At 46.5% G+C, this 18658-nt stretch carries 15 protein-coding genes; 13 read left to right on the top strand and 2 right to left on the bottom strand.

Translation table 11 applies throughout. The features are described from left to right. Positions 1-39 precede the first annotated feature (39 nt). The 9 genes from rpsK to H3S94_RS08205 all read left to right on the top strand — a co-directional run bounded on the left by rpsK (position 40) and on the right by H3S94_RS08205 (position 11935). A complete protein-coding gene (gene rpsK / locus H3S94_RS08245; RefSeq protein ID WP_075870499.1) occupies positions 40-429 on the top strand; it encodes a 30S ribosomal protein S11 in 390 nt (129 codons plus the stop codon). A gap of 93 nt (positions 430-522) precedes the next feature. Continuing rightward, entirely contained in the window at positions 523-1536 is a 1014-nt protein-coding gene (locus H3S94_RS08240; RefSeq protein ID WP_198231238.1) for a DNA-directed RNA polymerase subunit alpha, read from the top strand. 23 nt (positions 1537-1559) lie between these two features. Then, a complete protein-coding gene (gene rplQ / locus H3S94_RS08235) occupies positions 1560-1985 on the top strand; it encodes a 50S ribosomal protein L17 (RefSeq protein ID WP_077992496.1) in 426 nt (141 codons plus the stop codon). A gap of 893 nt (positions 1986-2878) precedes the next feature. Beyond that, positions 2879-4273, top strand: coding sequence for a DegQ family serine endoprotease (locus H3S94_RS08230; RefSeq protein WP_198240762.1), 1395 nt, complete (start codon positions 2879-2881; stop codon positions 4271-4273). Positions 4274-4321: 48 nt separating this feature from the next. After that, the gene (locus H3S94_RS08225) at positions 4322-5602 is read left to right on the top strand and encodes a replication-associated recombination protein A (RefSeq protein WP_198240869.1); all 1281 of its coding nucleotides are present in this window, start codon (positions 4322-4324) and stop codon (positions 5600-5602) included. Positions 5603-5713: 111 nt separating this feature from the next. Continuing rightward, a complete protein-coding gene (locus tag H3S94_RS08220) occupies positions 5714-6385 on the top strand; it encodes an OmpA family protein (RefSeq protein ID WP_077992493.1) in 672 nt (223 codons plus the stop codon). Positions 6386-6605: 220 nt separating this feature from the next. After that, entirely contained in the window at positions 6606-7688 is a 1083-nt protein-coding gene (recA, locus tag H3S94_RS08215; protein WP_077992491.1) for a recombinase RecA, read from the top strand. A gap of 817 nt (positions 7689-8505) precedes the next feature. After that, complete coding sequence (gene alaS, locus H3S94_RS08210; protein ID WP_198240761.1) at positions 8506-11172, top strand: alanine--tRNA ligase; 2667 nt, start codon at positions 8506-8508, stop codon at positions 11170-11172. Between the two features lie 580 nt (positions 11173-11752). Further along, on the top strand, positions 11753-11935 hold the full coding sequence (locus tag H3S94_RS08205) for a hypothetical protein (protein WP_198240760.1): 183 nt from the start codon (positions 11753-11755) through the stop codon (positions 11933-11935). A 217-nt stretch (positions 11936-12152) separates the two neighbouring features. Here H3S94_RS08205 and H3S94_RS08200 read toward each other — a convergent pair whose 3' ends face one another. Further along, entirely contained in the window at positions 12153-13970 is a 1818-nt protein-coding gene (locus H3S94_RS08200; protein WP_077992481.1) for a glucan ABC transporter ATP-binding protein/ permease, read from the bottom strand. Between the two features lie 209 nt (positions 13971-14179). On the opposite strand from H3S94_RS08200, the gene H3S94_RS08195 reads away from it, so the two are divergent. The 4 genes from H3S94_RS08195 to H3S94_RS08180 all read left to right on the top strand — a co-directional run bounded on the left by H3S94_RS08195 (position 14180) and on the right by H3S94_RS08180 (position 17138). After that, the gene (locus H3S94_RS08195; RefSeq protein WP_198240868.1) at positions 14180-15163 is read left to right on the top strand and encodes an RluA family pseudouridine synthase; all 984 of its coding nucleotides are present in this window, start codon (positions 14180-14182) and stop codon (positions 15161-15163) included. Beyond that, on the top strand, positions 15160-15837 hold the full coding sequence (locus H3S94_RS08190; protein ID WP_198240759.1) for an HAD-IA family hydrolase: 678 nt from the start codon (positions 15160-15162) through the stop codon (positions 15835-15837). Before H3S94_RS08195 ends, H3S94_RS08190 begins: the two co-directional genes overlap by 4 nt. Then, the gene (locus H3S94_RS08185) at positions 15830-16618 is read left to right on the top strand and encodes an ATP12 family chaperone protein (RefSeq protein ID WP_198240758.1); all 789 of its coding nucleotides are present in this window, start codon (positions 15830-15832) and stop codon (positions 16616-16618) included. The genes H3S94_RS08190 and H3S94_RS08185 overlap by 8 nt, the downstream gene beginning before the upstream one ends. 91 nt (positions 16619-16709) lie before the next feature. After that, on the top strand, positions 16710-17138 hold the full coding sequence (locus tag H3S94_RS08180; protein ID WP_077992475.1) for an organic hydroperoxide resistance protein: 429 nt from the start codon (positions 16710-16712) through the stop codon (positions 17136-17138). Positions 17139-18065: 927 nt separating this feature from the next. On the opposite strand, the gene H3S94_RS08175 is transcribed toward H3S94_RS08180, so the two are convergent. Next, positions 18066-18611, bottom strand: a complete 546-nt coding sequence (locus H3S94_RS08175; protein WP_077992473.1) for a hypothetical protein — start codon at positions 18609-18611, stop codon at positions 18066-18068. Positions 18612-18658 lie beyond the last annotated feature (47 nt).

The raw sequence follows: 18658 nt of genomic DNA, 5'->3' as shown, positions 1-18658 counted from the left end.
TGGAAATACGGCGGTGCAGAGATCAGTGAAAGGAAAATTATGGCCAAAGAGCCTACGCGTATTCGCCGTCGCGAACGTAAAAATATTTCGTCGGGCGTTGCCCATGTCAATTCGACATTCAATAACACGCTCATAACAATTACCGATGCCCAAGGAAATACGATTTCCTGGTCGTCTGCCGGTGCACAGGGCTTTAAAGGCTCGCGTAAATCGACACCTTTCGCCGCTCAGGTAGCAGCAGAAGATTGTGCAAAAAAGGCGCAAGATCACGGTATGCGGTCTCTCGAAGTAGAAGTTTGCGGACCGGGTTCCGGTCGTGAATCAGCTTTGAGAGCACTTCAGGCTGCAGGTTTTATTATTACATCTATTCGTGATGTGACACCCATTCCGCATAATGGTTGCCGTCCGCGTAAGAAACGCCGCGTTTAATCCGGTTGTTTTTCGGTGTCAGAGCTTGGCTCTGGCGTTCAAGCTGGCCGTCACGGCTGAATGGTGACGGAAGTAAAGGACAGGAATAGGAATATGATCCAGAAAAACTGGCAGGAACTGATTAAGCCTAACAAAGTCGAGTTTCAGACGCAGGGTGGTTCTAACAAAGCTGTTGTGATCGCCGAGCCGCTGGAGCGTGGTTTTGGTTTGACATTAGGTAACGCTTTACGGCGTGTATTACTGTCTTCTTTGCGCGGTGCGGCAATTACTGCTGTGCAGATTGATGGTGTGTTGCACGAATTTTCGTCGATACCCGGTGTGCGGGAAGACGTTACAGATATTATTCTGAATATCAAGGAAATCGCCATCCGCATGGAAGGCGAAGGTCCGAAACGGATGGTCGTTCGCAAAGAAGGTCCGGGTGTTGTCACAGCAGGCGATATCCAGACAGTCGGCGATGTCGAGATTCTCAATCCGGAACATGTGATTTGCACGCTCGATCAGGGTGCCGAGATCAGAATGGAATTTACGGTCAACACCGGTAAGGGCTACGTTCCTGCCGATCGCAATCGTAATGAAGATGCTCCAATCGGGCTTATTCCCGTTGATAGCCTCTATTCTCCCATTCGCAAAGTTTCGTACAAGATCGAGAACACACGCGAAGGTCAAGTTCTCGACTACGACAAGTTGATCCTGACTGTCGAGACGAACGGTGCGGTTAGTGCGGAAGACGCTGTAGCTTTTGCTGCCCGTATCCTGCAAGACCAGCTTTCTGTCTTCGTCAATTTTGAAGAACCGCAGAAAGAAGCTCCGCAAGAGCAGGTTTCCGAGCTTGCATTCAACCCCGCATTGCTCAAGAAAGTGGATGAACTGGAGCTTTCGGTTCGTTCGGCCAATTGTCTTAAAAACGACAATATCGTTTATATTGGTGACCTTATCCAGAAAACGGAAGCAGAAATGCTGCGTACGCCGAATTTTGGTCGTAAGTCACTTAATGAAATCAAGGAAGTTCTCGCGTCAATGGGGCTTCATCTTGGTATGGAAATCCCCGCTTGGCCGCCAGAGAATATCGACGACCTCGCAAAACGTTATGAAGATCAATACTGAGTTAGAAATTAAGGAGAAGGCTCATGCGCCATGGTAAATCAGGCCGCAAGCTGAACCGCACTGCTAGTCACCGTAAGGCGATGTTTGCCAATATGGCAACGTCACTGATCGAGCATGAGCAGATCGTGACGACGCTTCCAAAGGCAAAAGAAATCCGCCCGATTGTCGAGAAATTGGTAACATTAGGCAAACGTGGAGGTCTCCATGCTCGCCGTCAAGCCATTTCGGCAATTCGCGATGCAAAGCAGGTAGCAAAGCTTTTTGATACTTTGGCTCCCCGTTACGCAAATCGCAATGGTGGTTACCTTCGTATTATGAAAGCAGGGTTCCGTCAGGGTGATAATGCTCCGTTGGCTGTCGTCGAATTTGTAGAACGCGACGTAAATGCCAAAGGTGCGGCTGACAAAGCACGTGTTGAAGCTGCTGCCAAGGAAACAGAAGCAGCTTGATTGGCTATCATTTGAAAAAATGATTGATAATTAAAAGAAACCCGCTGTCAAAGCGGGTTTTTTGTTTTTCTGCTTTTTTGCGTTGAAATCGGAATTTTCGCGTTTTGGTTCGATTCCGGTTGCCGCGTTTTTTCATTGGAATGAATTGGCATTTTATGATTTTTGTTGATGACAGTGTGGGGAATTGTTGCCCGGCAAACGAGCTCGCACTTGGTTGCTAACAGCCGCAGTGCAGAAAGTTGGCGTTCCATTGTGTTGATTGAAATCGGGGCATAAGCCTGCTTCACGATTGAAGAAGTAATCCGCATTGTTGCAGCCATTTATAATAGTTTGCAGATGAATGGTGTTCTGTTTATAAAATAGCCCGCCGGTTGAATTTCAATATCCATTAATACTTGCACCAAAACCCGATCAGATCGCCATTTGTCTTGCCGGCGTTTCCTTCCCCCGTCTTATCAATATGATCGTTTGGAGAGTGAAAGAAGGTATCGGCGTCGGGCGGAGTGAGGATAATCTGATATGAAATAGATGATAATCGGGTAAATTAAAGCTCCCGAAGATCAATGTTGAATTACCCTCGATGTCACGCAAGCTTTACATATGTTATGCGAAGTTTTTGATAACTGTCGGATGGGCTGAAAAGGTGTGCAGCGGGGGGGGCTGTGAAGCGATTGATCGTAAAATCATACGGATTTACGGGTGCATCGAGACGTGCAACTGCTGACAGACAGAATAATAAAGTCCATTCAATTTCGTTCTTTTGACAAAATCATAAATAAAATGCGAATCTGTTAAAGGCTGTCGAATAAAGGTCGTTTCTTTTGATGAAACGCTTATAGATTGAAAACTGCCCGAACTGTTACAGGAATAAAGTCATTTGTAAGGAAACAAGAATGAAAACGACTTTCAAGGCCATTGTTCTCTTCAGCTTATTGACAGCCTTTCTACCTCAAGCCGGTCTTGCAGAAGTTCCGCAGTCGCAAGCAGAGATCAAATTGAGTTTCGCGCCTCTGGTTAAAAAGACCGCACCGTCGGTTGTGAATGTCTATGCTGCAAGAATCGTTCGTGCGCGGTCACCTTTTGCCAATGATCCGTTTTTTGAACAGTTTTTCGGACAATCGTTCAAAAATTCACCTTCGCGCAAACAGTCATCTCTGGGGTCGGGCGTGATAGTCGATGAGAGCGGTCTGATTGTCACGAACTATCATGTTATTCGTGATGCTGACGAAATCAAGGTTGCTTTGTCGGATGGCCGCGAATTTGAAAGTAAAGTTATGCTTAAAGATGAAGCGACCGATATAGCTGTCCTGAAAATTACGCCCAAGGGCGCACCTTTTCCGGTATTGCCGCTCGGTGATTCAGATGCGGTTGAGGTCGGCGATCTCGTTTTGGCAATCGGCGACCCCTTTGGCGTCGGGCAAACTGTTACAAGCGGCATCGTATCGGCGCAGGCACGCACCCGCGTGGGAATATCCGATTTCGACTTTTTTATCCAGACAGATGCTCCGATCAATCCCGGTAATTCGGGCGGCGCGCTTATTGATATGAAAGGCGAGCTGATTGGCATCAATACGGCCATCTATTCCCAATCGGGAGGGTCGGTCGGGATTGGTTTTGCAATTCCGGCAAATCTTGTAAAAACCGTTCTTGATGCGGTAAAAAGAGGCGAGCAGACATTTGAACCTCCCTATATCGGTGCTTCTTTTCAAAATGTAACGGCAGATGTTGCCGAAGGTTTGGGAATGGCTCAACCTTATGGCGCCATTATTATTGATGTTGCAAAGGGAAGCCCTGCTGAAAAAGCCGGTCTTAAAATCGGTGATGTTATTTTGAAGGCACAAAATGTGCGTATTGATAATCCGGACAGCCTTGGTTACCGCCTGATGACAACGGGAATCGGTCATACGCTCGATATTGAGTATCTGAGAAACGGCGAGACCGGAAAGACCTCTATTTCTCTCACTTCGGTTCCCGAAAACGAGGTTTCACGTCCGGAAAAATTGACAGGAAATACTCCTTTTACCGGTGCCGAAGTTATGAATTTGACGCCAATGAATGCACGCCGGTTTCATGTAGCACCAGATGCGGCAGGTGTTGTAATCAACAATGTCGACGATAATAGCAATGCCGCCGGTCTCTTTCAGCGCGGAGACATTATCCATGGTCTCAATGGCAAGGAAGTCAAGACAGTTGCCGATTTGAAAAAAATTCTTTCAGGCGGTCAACCGCGTATCTGGCAGCTTGAATATGAACGGAACGGCATGTTGGTTCGGCAATTCGTACGTTGAGGTATTTTTTTGGCTAACGATCTTTTTTCCGCTACGACCGATTTGCAGATGGACAAGACCAAACCGCTTGCCGAGCGTATGCGGCCTCAACATCTGTCAGAAGTTATCGGGCAAGAACATATCACCGGTCCGGAAGGCGCATTAAGCAGAATGATCGCCTCCGGTTCGATGGGGTCAATGATTTTCTGGGGACCACCCGGTACAGGCAAAACAACTGTTGCAAGATTACTTGCAAATGAAACGGAACTCGCTTTCGAGCAGATTTCGGCAATTTTTTCCGGTGTGAGCGAACTTAAAAAAGTATTTGAAAGTGCGCGCGCAAGACGGATGTCCGGCAGGCAGACGTTGCTGTTTGTCGACGAAATACACCGGTTCAATCGTGCACAACAGGATAGTTTTTTGCCGGTTATGGAAGATGGTACGGTTATTCTTGTGGGGGCAACAACGGAAAATCCGTCTTTCGAGCTTAATGCGGCGTTACTTTCGCGCGCACGTGTGCTGACATTCCATTCACTTGATGAAAAGAGTCTGGCAACAATTCTTGAAAGAGCCGAAAAAATAGAAGGCAAGCCACTTCCTGTCGACGAGGGGGCCCGTGATATGCTGGTACGTATGGCCGATGGAGATGGTCGCGCCGTACTTACAATGGCAGAAGAACTATGGAGGGCTGCACGGTCAGGCGAGGTGTTCAATGAAACAACCTTGCAGGAGATTGTCCAGCAACGTGCGGCGATCTATGACAAAGGGCAGGATGGGCATTATAATCTCATATCTGCTCTTCATAAGTCGGTACGCGGTTCGGACCCAGATGCAGCCCTTTACTATCTCTCGCGTATGCTGGATGCAGGCGAAAACCCGCATTATATCGGAAGGCGGCTCGTGCGTATGGCGGTTGAAGATATAGGATTGGCAGATCCGCAGGCTCTCGTCATTGCCAATGCCGCGAAAGATGCCTACGATTATCTTGGCTCACCCGAAGGCGAACTGGCATTTGCCCAAGCCTGTATTTATCTCGCAACCGCTCCCAAATCCAATGCCGGTTATGTGGCATTCAATAAGGCTATGCGTTCGGCGCGCCAGAACGGTTCGTTAATGCCGCCCAAATATATTCTTAATGCGCCGACAAAACTTATGAAACAGGAAGGTTATAACGAAGGTTATCATTATGACCATGATGAGCCTGACGCATTTTCAGGACAGGAATATTTTCCTGAAAAAATGGGACATCAGCATTATTATGATCCGCCTGAACGTGGCTTTGAACGTGAAATAAAAAAGCGCTTGGAATGGTGGGAAAGACTACGTAAAGAACGTAACAGACAAAAATAAACTTGGTATAAGCAGGTAAAATTCAAACTCGTGCGATGAAAATTGCTAAATCCCCCCTATAATCTCCGTCAGGAGATTTAAATGAATCCTTTTAAACGGAGATTATCAAATATGTTGAAAAAGTTGGGCATCCTTTTTCTATCGGCCAGTTTTTTGACCGCATGTGAAACAACGAATCCCTATACCGGTGAAAGTCAGGTATCAAAAACTGCAACTGGCGCAACAATCGGTGCCGTAGCTGGTGCTCTCGGCGGGCTGATGGTGGGTGGTTCAAGCCACGCCCAAAGAAATGCGGTGTTGATCGGTGCAGGCGTCGGCGCACTCGGTGGTGGACTTATTGGTAATTATATGGACCGTCAGGAAGCCGAGCTTCGTCAACAATTGCAGGGAACCGGTGTGTCTGTTACCCGTTATGGCGACCAAATACGCCTGAATATGCCTGGAAATATCACCTTCAATACCGATCAGGATTCAGTCAAAGGGCAATTTTATCCGGTGTTGAACTCTGTCGCTATCGTCTTAAAGAAATATAACAAATCGCTTGTCGATGTTTTCGGTTTTACCGATTCGACCGGAAGTCTTGCACACAATCAGGACCTCTCGCAACGGCGCGCGCTCGCAGTTGCCAATTATCTTAATAGTCAAGGTATTGATGGCCGACGCCTTGCAGTTCAAGGCTACGGGCCATCAAACCCGATTGCGTCGAACGATACTGTCGAGGGCCGTTCACAAAACCGCCGTGTAGAAATCCAGATTGCTCCCCTGCGTCAGGACGGTTATTGATTTTAACAGTTGGAACATCGTCTTTTGAAAACCGCCGCCTTATGCGGCGGTTTTGTTTTATTGAAGCTTGTTTGTCGTGAGAACATTATTAGAACAAAAATATATAATAATGTAAAAACAACAGGTTGTCCCACTTGTAAAATGAGAACAAATGGTGTACAAAAAGATCACGAAATAAATGAGTGCTCTAGCTTCATATAATAGAAAAGGTTAGTGTAAGATGGCACAAAATACATTGCGACTCGTTGAGGATAAAACAGTGGATAAATCGAAAGCTCTGGATGCCGCACTATCCCAGATAGAACGTTCATTTGGCAAAGGCTCTATTATGCGCCTTGGCGATAACAAGCATATTGTAGAAATCGAAACAGTTCCGACAGGCTCGTTATCGCTGGATATTGCCCTCGGAGTGGGGGGGCTTCCCAAAGGGCGTATCGTGGAAATTTACGGTCCTGAAAGTTCCGGTAAAACGACTTTGGCTCTTCATACAATTGCCGAAGCTCAAAAGCGCGGTGGAATTTGTGCATTTATTGATGCCGAACATGCGCTTGATCCGGTCTATGCCCGCAAGCTTGGTGTTGATATTGAAAACCTTCTGATTTCCCAGCCTGATACCGGCGAACAAGCATTGGAAATCACCGATACGCTGGTTCGCTCCGGTGCTGTGGATGTTCTGGTTGTTGACTCTGTCGCGGCTTTGACACCTCGTGCAGAAATCGAAGGCGAAATGGGGGATTCACTTCCCGGTCTGCAAGCACGGTTGATGAGTCAGGCTCTGCGTAAACTGACAGCGTCGATTTCCCGCTCGAATTGTATGGTCATCTTTATCAACCAGATCCGTATGAAGATCGGTGTCATGTTCGGTTCCCCCGAAACGACGACAGGTGGCAATGCTTTGAAATTTTATGCTTCCGTCCGTCTTGATATTCGGCGCATCGGTTCGATCAAGGATCGTGATGAGGTTGTAGGTAACCAGACACGCGTTAAAGTGGTCAAAAACAAACTCGCTCCTCCGTTCAAGCAAGTAGAATTCGACATTATGTATGGCGAAGGCATTTCCAAACTTGGCGAGCTTATCGATCTCGGTGTTAAAGTCGGAATTGTTGAAAAGTCCGGTGCATGGTTCTCTTATAATTCGCAACGTTTGGGGCAAGGGCGCGAAAATGCAAAGCAGTTTTTGCGTGAGAATAAGGAAGTTGCTGATGAAATTGAAGCAGCCCTGCGGCAAAACGCCGGTTTGATTGCAACAGAATTGCTGGAAAATGGCGGTCCGGAATCAGATGGTGAAAGCGAAGCGGTTTGATATTTTGGTTTCTACAATATGAAATTGAAATATAAATTCGGTAAAAGCTTTATCACTCGTCATTAGTTCATCACGAATAAACAAACGGCGTCAGAATATAGGTCGTTTGTTTTTGTCGCGTAAAAAACCGGTTTAAATTCTGTCAGATGAAATGTCGGTTTAAATTTTGTTAGATAAAACGTCGGTTTAAATTTTGTCAGATGAAACCGCGGTTTGAAAGTTGGCTTTATAAAGCAAAAATAACAATTTGAAATTATAAACTATTTGATTGATAGGGAGCCGTGCAAAATTTGCTACGGCTCCTTTCTTATAAAATATCAGGCAAAATATCCGGTAGCAAAAGCGCATTGACGAGCGGTCGTTAAGGGGAAATAGAATGGCTATCGTTCGTTTTCGGATAATGTAAAATCCCGTTGGCCGAAGACAAATTGCATTATCGGAATTAGATCGGGCGTTCACGGCGCGTCATCGCCAGTGATGGGGCTTGAAGAACCGGAATAGAGCTATGTCGAATGTAGACATTGCATCAAGCTTTAAAAATATTTCCTGTTATAGAAATCATTTTCCGGTTTTGGCGGAACGCACTTAGTATGCTGTTTATCTCAAGAGCGGTTACAGTTATTGGACATATTCATAAAGGTCACATTGTGCGTTACGAAACAGATGCCCATGTAAAAAGCGAATAATAAATCACATTGGTAAAGTGGCGTTAAAAAGTGGTTTCCAGATCAATGAATATGCTCTAAAAGGCAGACAATATAGTTTTAAAAAATCCTAAAAGCGCAACAGCGCTTTATGGCCAGTACAGGTGTCAGTTATGAATAGTGTTAACGAGATCCGGTCAACTTTTCTGGATTATTTCCACAGAAACGGGCATGAGATTGTTCCCTCAAGTCCGCTTGTGCCCAGAAATGATCCGACATTGATGTTTACCAATGCAGGAATGGTACAATTCAAGAATGTTTTTACCGGTCTTGAGCAGCGCCCTTATAAAAGAGCGACAACAGCACAAAAATGTGTTCGTGCCGGTGGTAAACACAATGATCTCGACAATGTCGGTTACACTGCACGCCACCACACGTTTTTCGAGATGCTCGGCAACTTTTCTTTCGGCGATTATTTCAAGGAACAGGCGATTTATTTTGCGTGGAATTTGTTGACCAAAGAATTTTGTTTGCCGAAAGAAAAGCTGTTGGTCACTGTTTATCACGAAGACGATGTGGCCGCTGATCTTTGGAAAAAGATTGCCGGGCTTTCTGACGACAAGATCATCAGGATTTCAACCAATGACAATTTCTGGGCCATGGGTGATACCGGCCCGTGCGGCCCCTGTTCCGAAATATTCTACGACCATGGTGATAAAATTTGGGGTGGAGTTCCGGGAAGTGCCGAAGAAGATGGTGACCGGTATATCGAAATCTGGAACCTTGTTTTCATGCAATACGAGCAGGTTACAAAAGACCAGCGTAATGATTTGCCGCGGCCATCCATTGATACCGGCATGGGATTGGAACGTATTGCGGCTGTCTTGCAGGGTGTTCATGACAATTATGATATTGACCTTTTCAAAACGTTGATCCGCGCTTCGGAAGAAGCAACAGGTGTCAAAGCAGAAGGTGAATTTGTTGCAAGTCACCGCGTTATTGCCGATCATTTGCGCTCATCCGCATTCCTCATTGCCGACGGTGTTTTGCCGTCAAACGAGGGGCGCGGCTATGTATTGCGCCGGATTATGCGTCGCGCCATGCGTCATGCCGAATTGCTTGGCGCTAAGGAACCTTTGATGTGGCGCCTTCTGCCGACATTGATACGCGAAATGGGTCAAGCCTATCCCGAACTTATACGGGCAGAGGCACTTATTTCGGAAACTTTGCGGTTGGAAGAAACACGCTTCCGCAAGACTTTGGAGCGCGGCCTCAATCTGTTGAACGAGGCAAGCCATAATCTGCAATCGGGGGATCATCTTGATGGCGAAACCGCATTCAAACTGTATGACACCTATGGTTTTCCGCTTGATCTTACTCAGGATGCGCTTCGTCGCCGCAATATAACGGTTGATGTCGAGGCTTTCGACAAGGCCATGGAACGGCAAAAAGCCGAAGCCCGTGCCAATTGGGCGGGTTCGGGTGAAGAAGCAACCGAAACCGTCTGGTTTGCTGTCAGAGATCGCGTCGGTTCGACCGAATTTCTTGGCTATGAGACAGAAAAAGCTGAAGCAGTGATTACTGCCATTGTCAAAGATGGAAAGATCGTCGACGAGCTTAAGGAAGGTGAAGAAGGGGCATTGGTGGTTAACCAGACGCCTTTCTATGGTGAATCGGGCGGACAGGTCGGGGACACCGGCACAATTTCCGGCGAAAAATTTACTTTCGATGTCACGGATACACAGAAAAAAGCCAATGGTGTGTTCATCCACATCGGAAGCTCGAAAAAAGGGTCAATCAAAACCGGTGACGTGGTCGAGCTTGATGTAGACCAAAAAAGACGCCGTAAAATCCGCGCCAATCATTCGGCAACACATCTTCTCCATGAAGCTCTTCGCGAAACACTTGGAACCCATGTCGCCCAGAAAGGGTCATTGGTAACACCGGAGCGCTTGCGTTTCGACTTTTCTCATCCGAAACCCATGACTGCCGAAGAAATCAAACAGGTTGAGGATTTGGCGAACGAAATCGTTTTGCAAAATAGCCCTGTCACCACACGGTTGATGAGCGTCGATGATGCGATTGCAGAAGGAGCTATGGCTCTGTTTGGCGAAAAATATGGTGACGAGGTTCGTGTTGTTTCTATGGGGCAAAGGGTTGACCCGACGAAGGTCGGAAATCGACCTTGGTCGCTCGAACTTTGTGGTGGTACGCATGTGAAACGTACCGGTGATATAGGACTTATCCGTATTGTATCGGAAAGTGCTGTTGCTGCGGGAGTTCGCCGTATCGAAGCATTGACCGGCGATGCCGCCCGTCATTATCTTGACGGTCAGGATCAACGCGTTCACGAAATTGCCAATGTGTTGAAAACAACGCCGCAGGAAGCACTGGAACGCGTCCATATTCTGGTCGAGGAACGTCGTAAACTTGAAAAAGAATTGAACGAAGCCAGAAAACAGTTGGCCTTGACTGGCGGCACAGCCAACCATTCAGAACCGGATATTGAAGAGATTAACGGTGTATCGTTTATGGGGCGCGTTGTTCATGGCGTTTCTCCAAAAGATTTGAAGCCATTGGCAGATGCCGGAAAGAACAAGATCGGAAGCGGTATTGTCGCTTTCATCGGCGTTTCGGAAGATGGCAAGGCAAGTGCCGTCGTTGGCGTTACCGATGATTTGACGAGCCGTTACAATGCGGTGGTTCTGGTCAAAGCCTTATCGGAAGTCCTTGGCGGCAAAGGCGGCGGCGGTCGGCCGGATATGGCGCAAGCCGGTGGACCGGACGGTCAAAAAGCCGACGATGCGCTCAAAGCTTTGCGGCAGAACCTGATAAAATAAGTTTAAAAAGCGGGCAAGTCCCGCTTTTTTATTGTTATCTTGCACAATTACACAATTGGCCGTTTCTGGTTTCAGGCAGCCGGATTTATGAATTTTATCGTTTTTGAACCTTTTGTCGAGCAGAAGCCGGTTGCTCTATGTTTTTTGTGAGATTTTATATTTTCATAAGAATTTATATCGCTTATTTAGTATAATTTTCACGATATTTTGTATTGTTAATATTCTTAACAAGATAACTTTTATATAGTTTTCTGAAAATAGATTGTTTCTTACGATTGAAGATCATCAAGTTTTGAGATGCTCTTTTGAAAAGTTAATTTTATTGACTTAAATTTAAAAGAAAAACGGTTTTTGATAGGCCAAGAAGACAGTGCGACCAATAGCTATTGTTTCAAAAATATTGATAAAGAGATCAGATGCCGATTTGATTTTGTAAGGCGATAATCCATTTCCCCGTCTTCCATTTCCCCGTCTTCCATTTCCTTGTCTTCCATCTCCGTGTTTTGCATTTCGGTGTCTAATGCCACGAAGAAATTAAGCTGTTGCCTATGTTCGTTCTTTATATCGGGGCGTTAGCGGAATGGAGCGAAGTGTCAAAAGCGATGAAACCGGATTGGCTTTTCGCCAGATTTATCTTTATCATTCGAGTGAAAAGACCTGTCAATGTGTCAATGAATGCAATACAGCACTCGCCGTTTCAGTGCTATTTTTCAGATTATTTGTCTCGAAATGTGTCGGCACTTCAAAATCATCTATCACATGAGATAGGCGACAGGAGAGTTTGAAGGAGGGCGTTTACGTTTCAGCTCCTGTTTTTTGCAGTGATGAATGCTATCGTTATGCATATGTGGGGTTCGATAGTCGACTTGCTTATGCGGCTACAGGGATAATGTCCGGCAGTTTTACAATGCCGGTTCTGCGATATTCATCACTTGACTGCCGGAACGAATGTTCAAGGCCAATTATTTTAGATAGGCGATCTAATGTTGGGCAACATTATCGTGGTTGAGTGCATGGGGTGAATGGTCGATCGTCAAGCCACCCGCTTTGAGAAGCGCTGTAAAGCGGCCACCTTTTTCAGCAAGTTCGTCAAAACTTCCTTGTTCGACAATGTGTCCACGATCCATAAACAAGACCAGATCGGCGTTACGGACTGTCGATAGGCGATGAGCAATGATAATCGTTGTGCGGTTCCGGCTTACTGTGTCGATTGCTTCTTTAACACGAGCTTCTGTTTCAACATCCAATGCACTTGTTGCTTCATCAAGAACGAAGATAGGGGAATTTTTCAATACGGCTCTTGCGATTGCGAGCCTCTGGCGTTCACCACCGGAAAGGAGAGAACCGCGTTCTCCCACCCTTGTGTCGTAACCATTGGTTTTTGCACGAATAAAATCATTGGCTGCCGCGATCTTGGCGGCTTCATATATCTCTTCGTCGGTTGCTTCAGGCCGGCCGATGCTGATATTTTCCTTGATCGTCCGGTTGAATAAACCGGAATCCTGAAACACGGTCGCCATGGCATGACGAAGTGATGCGCGATTGACCGTCCGTGTATCGACACCATCTATCGTTATCACGCCCGATTCAGGGTCATAGATGCGCTGCAAGAGATTAATCAGTGTTGTTTTACCGGCACCGGTAGGGCCGACAATAGCCGCCGTCTGGCCGGGCTTGATTTCAAAACTGATGTCATAGACACCTTGTAACGTGTTGGAGAATTCATGCGTTACATGGTCGAAACGAATGTCGCCTTTAACATTGGTCAAAGACGGTAAACCTTCCGGTTCGGCAGCAGCAATTGTTGAATCCATCATGTCGTAGAATGCATCAAGTTTTGCACGGTTGGAACCGATAAGATTGATAAAATTGCTGATTTGGTCGAGCTGTCCGATCATCATCTGTGAAAAGAAAACAAAAGCAACCACATCACCAATATTGAGAATGCCTTTTGAAACAAGATAGGCACCAAGAACAATGACAACGATGACTGTAATTGTCGAGGCCATGCGGTTAAGTCCGGCAGCCAATGCCCACCAGTTCAAAACCGGATATTGGGCTTTAAGAACATTTTGTGCGTTCTGTTTGACCCGCGCACTCTCTTCATCCCCGCGGTTATAGCTTTGAACAACCGAGACATTGGAAATGGAATCCGTGACATGTTCAAAGAGGGCAAGGTGGTATTTTTCGACCGATTCCTGACCGGTTTTGGTCTTGGTCATGACCAGTCGTGCAATCATAATGTAAATAATGCCAAGTGAAATCAGCACGATCGACAACCGGTAATCGGTCCAGATTGCGACACTCAACAAAATGACAAGCTGGATCATGGATGCCAAATGCTGACGCATGAATTCGAGCCACATGGTAAACATGGATTCACATGCGCGCAGCATGGTATGAAGTGCGTTGGATGTGCCTATCTTCTGGTGCCAGGCAAGCGGCATATTGATAATGCGCTGGTAGGATTCAGCCAATACTCCCAAGCGCCTGCGATGGGCGAGGCGGTCGGCACCGCGATCAACCATGACTGTTGCAATAATGGAAAACATGCCAAGTGCTGTCCACAGTGCAAGATAGGGAATCACCGCGGTAAATGTGTCACCGGCAGAAAAAGCAGTGCCGCTTGATACGGCTTGTGCAGTCAATGAAAGCTCGTCAATAATCCATCCGAAAATTTTCGGTATGAAAACTTGTACTGCCGCCATGGCAATATTGGCTGCACATATAATGATGACAGTTCTCTTTTCTGTCATCAAATAGCTGACTGCGCGCGTATAAGTTTTAAAAAGCGACAAGCTTATTCTCCAATGACGGCTTGCCCCGATAGCCGTCTGTTAAAAAATACGGTCAACTGTTTATAGCGTTTATGTAAGATGCGCTACCGTTCAATTTACGATCAGCGAAACCACTTTTAGCAACACAATGTAACGCTGCGTGATCGCGATGATAAATCATGTCGCTATTGTTGTCCGATGATGCTAGAGAGGGCGACAAGGAGATAATGATGGCCGGTGTAGAAATAAAACAAGTAGATGAAGATGAAAACGGCATGCGCGTCGACCGTTGGTTCAAGGCACACTATCCGGGGCTTGGATTTGGTCACTTGCAGAAGCTGTTGCGGTCGGGGCAGATTCGCGTTGATGGCGGTCGGGTCAAGTCGGATACAAGACTTCAAACCGGACAATCTGTCCGTGTTCCGCCGTTACCTGTTGATGAAAAGGGTACTCTACCGCTCACCGGCAAAACCATTCGCGGGCAGGACGACGGCGATGTTTTGAAGCAGATGCTGCTTTATGAAGACAAGAAGCTTTATGTGTTTAACAAACCGGCTGGTCTCGCCGTTCAGGGCGGCTCGGGTGTCACCCGTCATGTCGACGGAATGCTTGAAGCCTGGCGCAACCAAAAAGGCGAAAAACCGCGCCTCGTCCATCGTCTTGATCGTGATACATCGGGCGTACTGGTTGTTGCCAAAACACGCTCGGCCGCTCAAGCTTTGGCAGCAGCCTTTCGTGCACGTGAAACCAAGAAAACCTACTGGGCTTTGGTAAGGGGCGTTCCCAAAAAACGCGAAGACAAGATTTCAACTTGGCTCGTAAAAGAATCAACACCCGATGGCGATAAAATGCGGGTATGTCCCCATGGCGAACCGGATTCCGACCATGCGGTTTCGCATTATCGTGTTATTGATACACGTGGACAGATTTTGTCATGGCTCGAAATGGAACCTTATACCGGTCGTACTCACCAATTACGCGTTCATGCCGCCTATATTGGACACCCCATTATTGGCGACCCGAAATATTTTTATGCAGACCAGAATTGGGAACTACCCGGTGGCATCCAGAACCGGCTACATCTTCATGCACGGCGCATAAGAATTCCTAATCCGTCGGGCGGGATATTGGACGTAACAGCACCGCTGCCACCCCACATGGTTCAAAGTTTCAATCTTCTCGCTTTTGATGAAAATGACGGAGATACCGATTGAGCGACACGCCGCTTCGCCTTGCGCTTTTTGATTGTGATGGAACACTGGTTGATAGTGCATTCACTATCCAGCATGTGATGACCACGGTGTTCCAACAATTTTCATATAAAGAGCCAAGCCTTGATGAAACCGAAAGGGTCATAGGCCTTTCGCTTGAAGTTGCAATAGCAGAGCTGCTGAAACGTCCGGTGGATGATGAAATTCTTGAAATGGCAACGGCCTATAAGCAGAATTTCGCAAAATTCAGGGGGGATATTTCTTTTACCGAACCACTTTTCCCCGGAATTATGGAAACCTTGACGACGCTTGAACAGAACGATGATATTTTGTTGGGGCTTGTTACCGGAAAGACGCGATTGGCCGTCGATAAAATCTGTGAAGCATACAAACTTCATTGTTTTATCACCATCAAAACAGCCGATGATTGCCCTTCAAAACCCAATCCCGCCATGGTTCTGGAAAGCTGTAAACAGACTGGTGTTTCACCCGATAATACATTTGTAATTGGCGATTCGATTTACGACATGCAAATGGCCAAACTCGCCCATGCGAATGCAATCGGCGTTTCATGGGGTTATCATACGCCCGAAGCACTGAAAGAGGCGGGAGCGGGAACAATTGTCCGCGAACCGGAAGAGTTAATTCCGATATTGGAAAGAAAAAGCAATGCGTGAATTTCTTGAAGAATTGAATGATGAAGCCGAAAAGTCCGATCCGGTAAAACAGGCACAGCTCCTATCCAGACGCGAATTGCCGAAACGTTTTTATAAAAACGCAGCAGTCGAACAGGAAGGCGGCACATTTGCGGTGGTGCTTGACGGTAAAACCGTCAAAACTCCGGCGCGGAATAAATTGGTTTTGCCCAATGAAGCTCTTGCCCGCATGGTTGCATGCGAATTCAATGCCCAAAAACAGACAATTGATCCTGCAAAAATGCCGATTACACGTCTTGTCAATTCCATTATTGATGGCGTCATCGACCATATGGAAGCCGTACGCGATGAAATATTGGAATTTGCAGGCAATGATATGCTCTTTTATCGTGCCGATTCACCAAAGGAACTTGCTGAAAGACAACATCTTCATTGGGACCCCGTATTGGACTGGATCCACCAGAATTATGGTGCGCGCTTCATGCTGACTGAAGGGGTCATGTTTGTAAAACAGCCCGATGAATCAATTCTGGCAATAGAAAATGCGCTCAAGGCTGTAGATTCGCCTTATGTGCTTGCGGCCTTACATTCCATCACCACACTTTGTGGCTCGGCTTTGCTCGCGCTTGCTGTCTGGAAAGGAAAAATAAATCTTTCACAAGCCTGGCAACTTGCCCATCTTGACGAGGATTGGACGATTGAACATTGGGGGGAAGATCAGGAAGCTGCTACCAAACGCGCCTATCACCAAGCCGAATATGAAGCGGCTGTTTCTGTCATCGCGGCAATCGAAAACCAATAATTTTCAGAACTAGCCCGCTCGATTATTGCTTCTCTATAAAAAAACACTAGGTTAAAGCCTTGAGTTTGTTTTACCAATGAGTGAAAGCACCATGTTATCGAATATCGTTTATAGGACAACAGCTATTGCCGAAGGCGGACGGGAAGGGCATGTACATTCGGAAGATGGGGCGCTTGACATCGATCTGGTAAAACCCAAAGAAATGGGTGGAGACGGTAAAGTCGGTTTAAACCCCGAAACGCTTTTTGCCGCCGGATATGCCGCATGTTTTGAATCGGCTACACGTTTTGCAGCACAAAAAGCGGGTTTCAAAGTTGAACCCGGCAGTTATGTCAAAGCCGAAGTCGGCATTGGCCCACGCAAAACCACCGGTTTTGAACTATCTGTTATTTTGACAGTGCATCTTGAAGGGCTGGACAAACAGCAGGCTGAAATGGCGGCTCACACAGCGCATAACGAGATTTGTCCCTATTCAAACGCAACACGTAATAATATCAGTGTGCAGATCAAAGTGGTTTGATCGATCTTTAAAAACTTTGCGTTTTTTATGCTTGCTGATCGAAATTTACAAAACGGTCAATGAAAACAGTAAGTATGGAAAAGAACGCCTGAGACGGATAACAGCATTGATGCGGGAGCCACGCATTCCAGAAATGTTTGGACTTAAATTCCGGAATTATTTTGGCCTCCACATCAAGGCTTGAAAAGGGTAGGGGAAGCCCGTTCGATTTCCATTTTGACAACGCCAAAACTCGGTCTCGAAGCGGTTTCCCGGCTTCAAGGCTTGATAAACAGAGGGGACAGCCGCCACGATTTCTGTTTTGGCAACGCCAAAACTCGGTGTTGAAGCGGTTTCCCGGCTTCAAGGCTTGATAAATAGCGGGGACAGCCGCCACTATTTCTGTTTTGGCAACGCCAAAATCAATAGTGATGCAGTTTTAATCTGTTGAATGAAATCTTTATGAACAGGCCGTGTCGAGATTCTTTAAGCGACCGGTTTTGCGCTGCATTCCGCTCAGAGTTGTTTATGATGACAACCATCCTTGTTGTCAAAGGCATTCTGCCCCCCCCAGATTTATCCTTGATAAACAGAAAGTTGAAGGGCTATCAAGTGTAATGCTGGCATGTTGAGCAGAATAGCCGTTATAAACGCCTATTCCGGATAGCTTGATCTTTAAGAACAATCGCTTTGCGACAGCTATTTCAACCGCCACGTTTTTTAAACTGCAATCGGGAAAGGCATATTATCAAGGGCAACAAAAGCACTTTCCGGCCTTGTCCGGAGAGTTTATGACACCGTCTAACCATTTGGAAATCATGTTCAACACGCAACAATAAGGCGCTTGGCCGGTTGAAAAACCTTGCATATTTTTCAACGGATATTGGCTACCAACACCCTTACAGTTACTTTACGATTCCTAAGGTTCCGGCCGACAGATGCAAAGGATTATTTTATCTTCTTTACTTCCGGTGCACTGAGTTTGATTTTTTCAAACCCCGGAAAGGCAGCGCTCATCGTTGAAAGCGTTGTTGCATCATCGCCGCGAACAAAATACCATTGATTATTATCAAGGATAGCGACGAGTTCGCCTTTAATCTGGTTTTTCTCGCTCCCGTTGGTTGTTATCACAAAGTCGGTCGGAATGATATAATAGGGCGTTCCATCTTCAAACTCGCCGGCGCGCTTTTTCGATTGGCCTATTGTTATCTTGTCAACTTTATAGGTTTCGGCGAGCTGCTTCATCTGGCTTACCATGATTTGCCGAAATTGTTCCTGATCGACTTTCGATTGGGCCGCAAGTGTCTGGATAATGCGCGGCGGAATCGCGTTTAAAACCGCATCGAAATTGGATGTCTGTAACGCTGTCGCATAATTATTCGTGGCATCGGTCAACATTTTAATTTCTTCATCAGTGGCGGAGCGCGCATGAGCCGCGAAAGTGCCGCTGAAAAGGAGTGAAAAACCAACGATAATTGGGAGGATACGGCGCATAACTTACCTTCGATACTAGTTACTCATAAATCCTTTATAAGGAACTC

The sequence above is a fragment of the Bartonella sp. B10834G3 genome (genome assembly GCF_016102505.1).
Classification (GTDB): Bacteria; Pseudomonadota; Alphaproteobacteria; order Rhizobiales; family Rhizobiaceae; genus Bartonella; species Bartonella choladocola.
This window is presented reverse-complemented; position numbering and strand designations above follow the sequence as displayed.

What these genes read in the sequence shown, in the direction of transcription:
- H3S94_RS08195 (WP_198240868.1), top strand. Translation starts at nt 14,180, where the DNA reads ATGGCCGGTGTAGAAATAAAACAAGTAGATGAAGATGAAAACGGCATG.
- H3S94_RS08220 (WP_077992493.1), top strand. Translation starts at nt 5,714, where the DNA reads ATGTTGAAAAAGTTGGGCATCCTTTTTCTATCGGCCAGTTTTTTGACC.
- H3S94_RS08205 (WP_198240760.1), top strand. Translation starts at nt 11,753, where the DNA reads ATGGAGCGAAGTGTCAAAAGCGATGAAACCGGATTGGCTTTTCGCCAG.
- alaS (WP_198240761.1), top strand. Translation starts at nt 8,506, where the DNA reads ATGAATAGTGTTAACGAGATCCGGTCAACTTTTCTGGATTATTTCCAC.
- H3S94_RS08230 (WP_198240762.1), top strand. Translation starts at nt 2,879, where the DNA reads ATGAAAACGACTTTCAAGGCCATTGTTCTCTTCAGCTTATTGACAGCC.
- rplQ (WP_077992496.1), top strand. Translation starts at nt 1,560, where the DNA reads ATGCGCCATGGTAAATCAGGCCGCAAGCTGAACCGCACTGCTAGTCAC.
- H3S94_RS08180 (WP_077992475.1), top strand. Translation starts at nt 16,710, where the DNA reads ATGTTATCGAATATCGTTTATAGGACAACAGCTATTGCCGAAGGCGGA.
- H3S94_RS08225 (WP_198240869.1), top strand. Translation starts at nt 4,322, where the DNA reads ATGGACAAGACCAAACCGCTTGCCGAGCGTATGCGGCCTCAACATCTG.
- rpsK (WP_075870499.1), top strand. Translation starts at nt 40, where the DNA reads ATGGCCAAAGAGCCTACGCGTATTCGCCGTCGCGAACGTAAAAATATT.
- H3S94_RS08240 (WP_198231238.1), top strand. Translation starts at nt 523, where the DNA reads ATGATCCAGAAAAACTGGCAGGAACTGATTAAGCCTAACAAAGTCGAG.
- H3S94_RS08175 (WP_077992473.1), bottom strand. Translation starts at nt 18,611, where the DNA reads ATGCGCCGTATCCTCCCAATTATCGTTGGTTTTTCACTCCTTTTCAGC.
- recA (WP_077992491.1), top strand. Translation starts at nt 6,606, where the DNA reads ATGGCACAAAATACATTGCGACTCGTTGAGGATAAAACAGTGGATAAA.
- H3S94_RS08185 (WP_198240758.1), top strand. Translation starts at nt 15,830, where the DNA reads ATGCGTGAATTTCTTGAAGAATTGAATGATGAAGCCGAAAAGTCCGAT.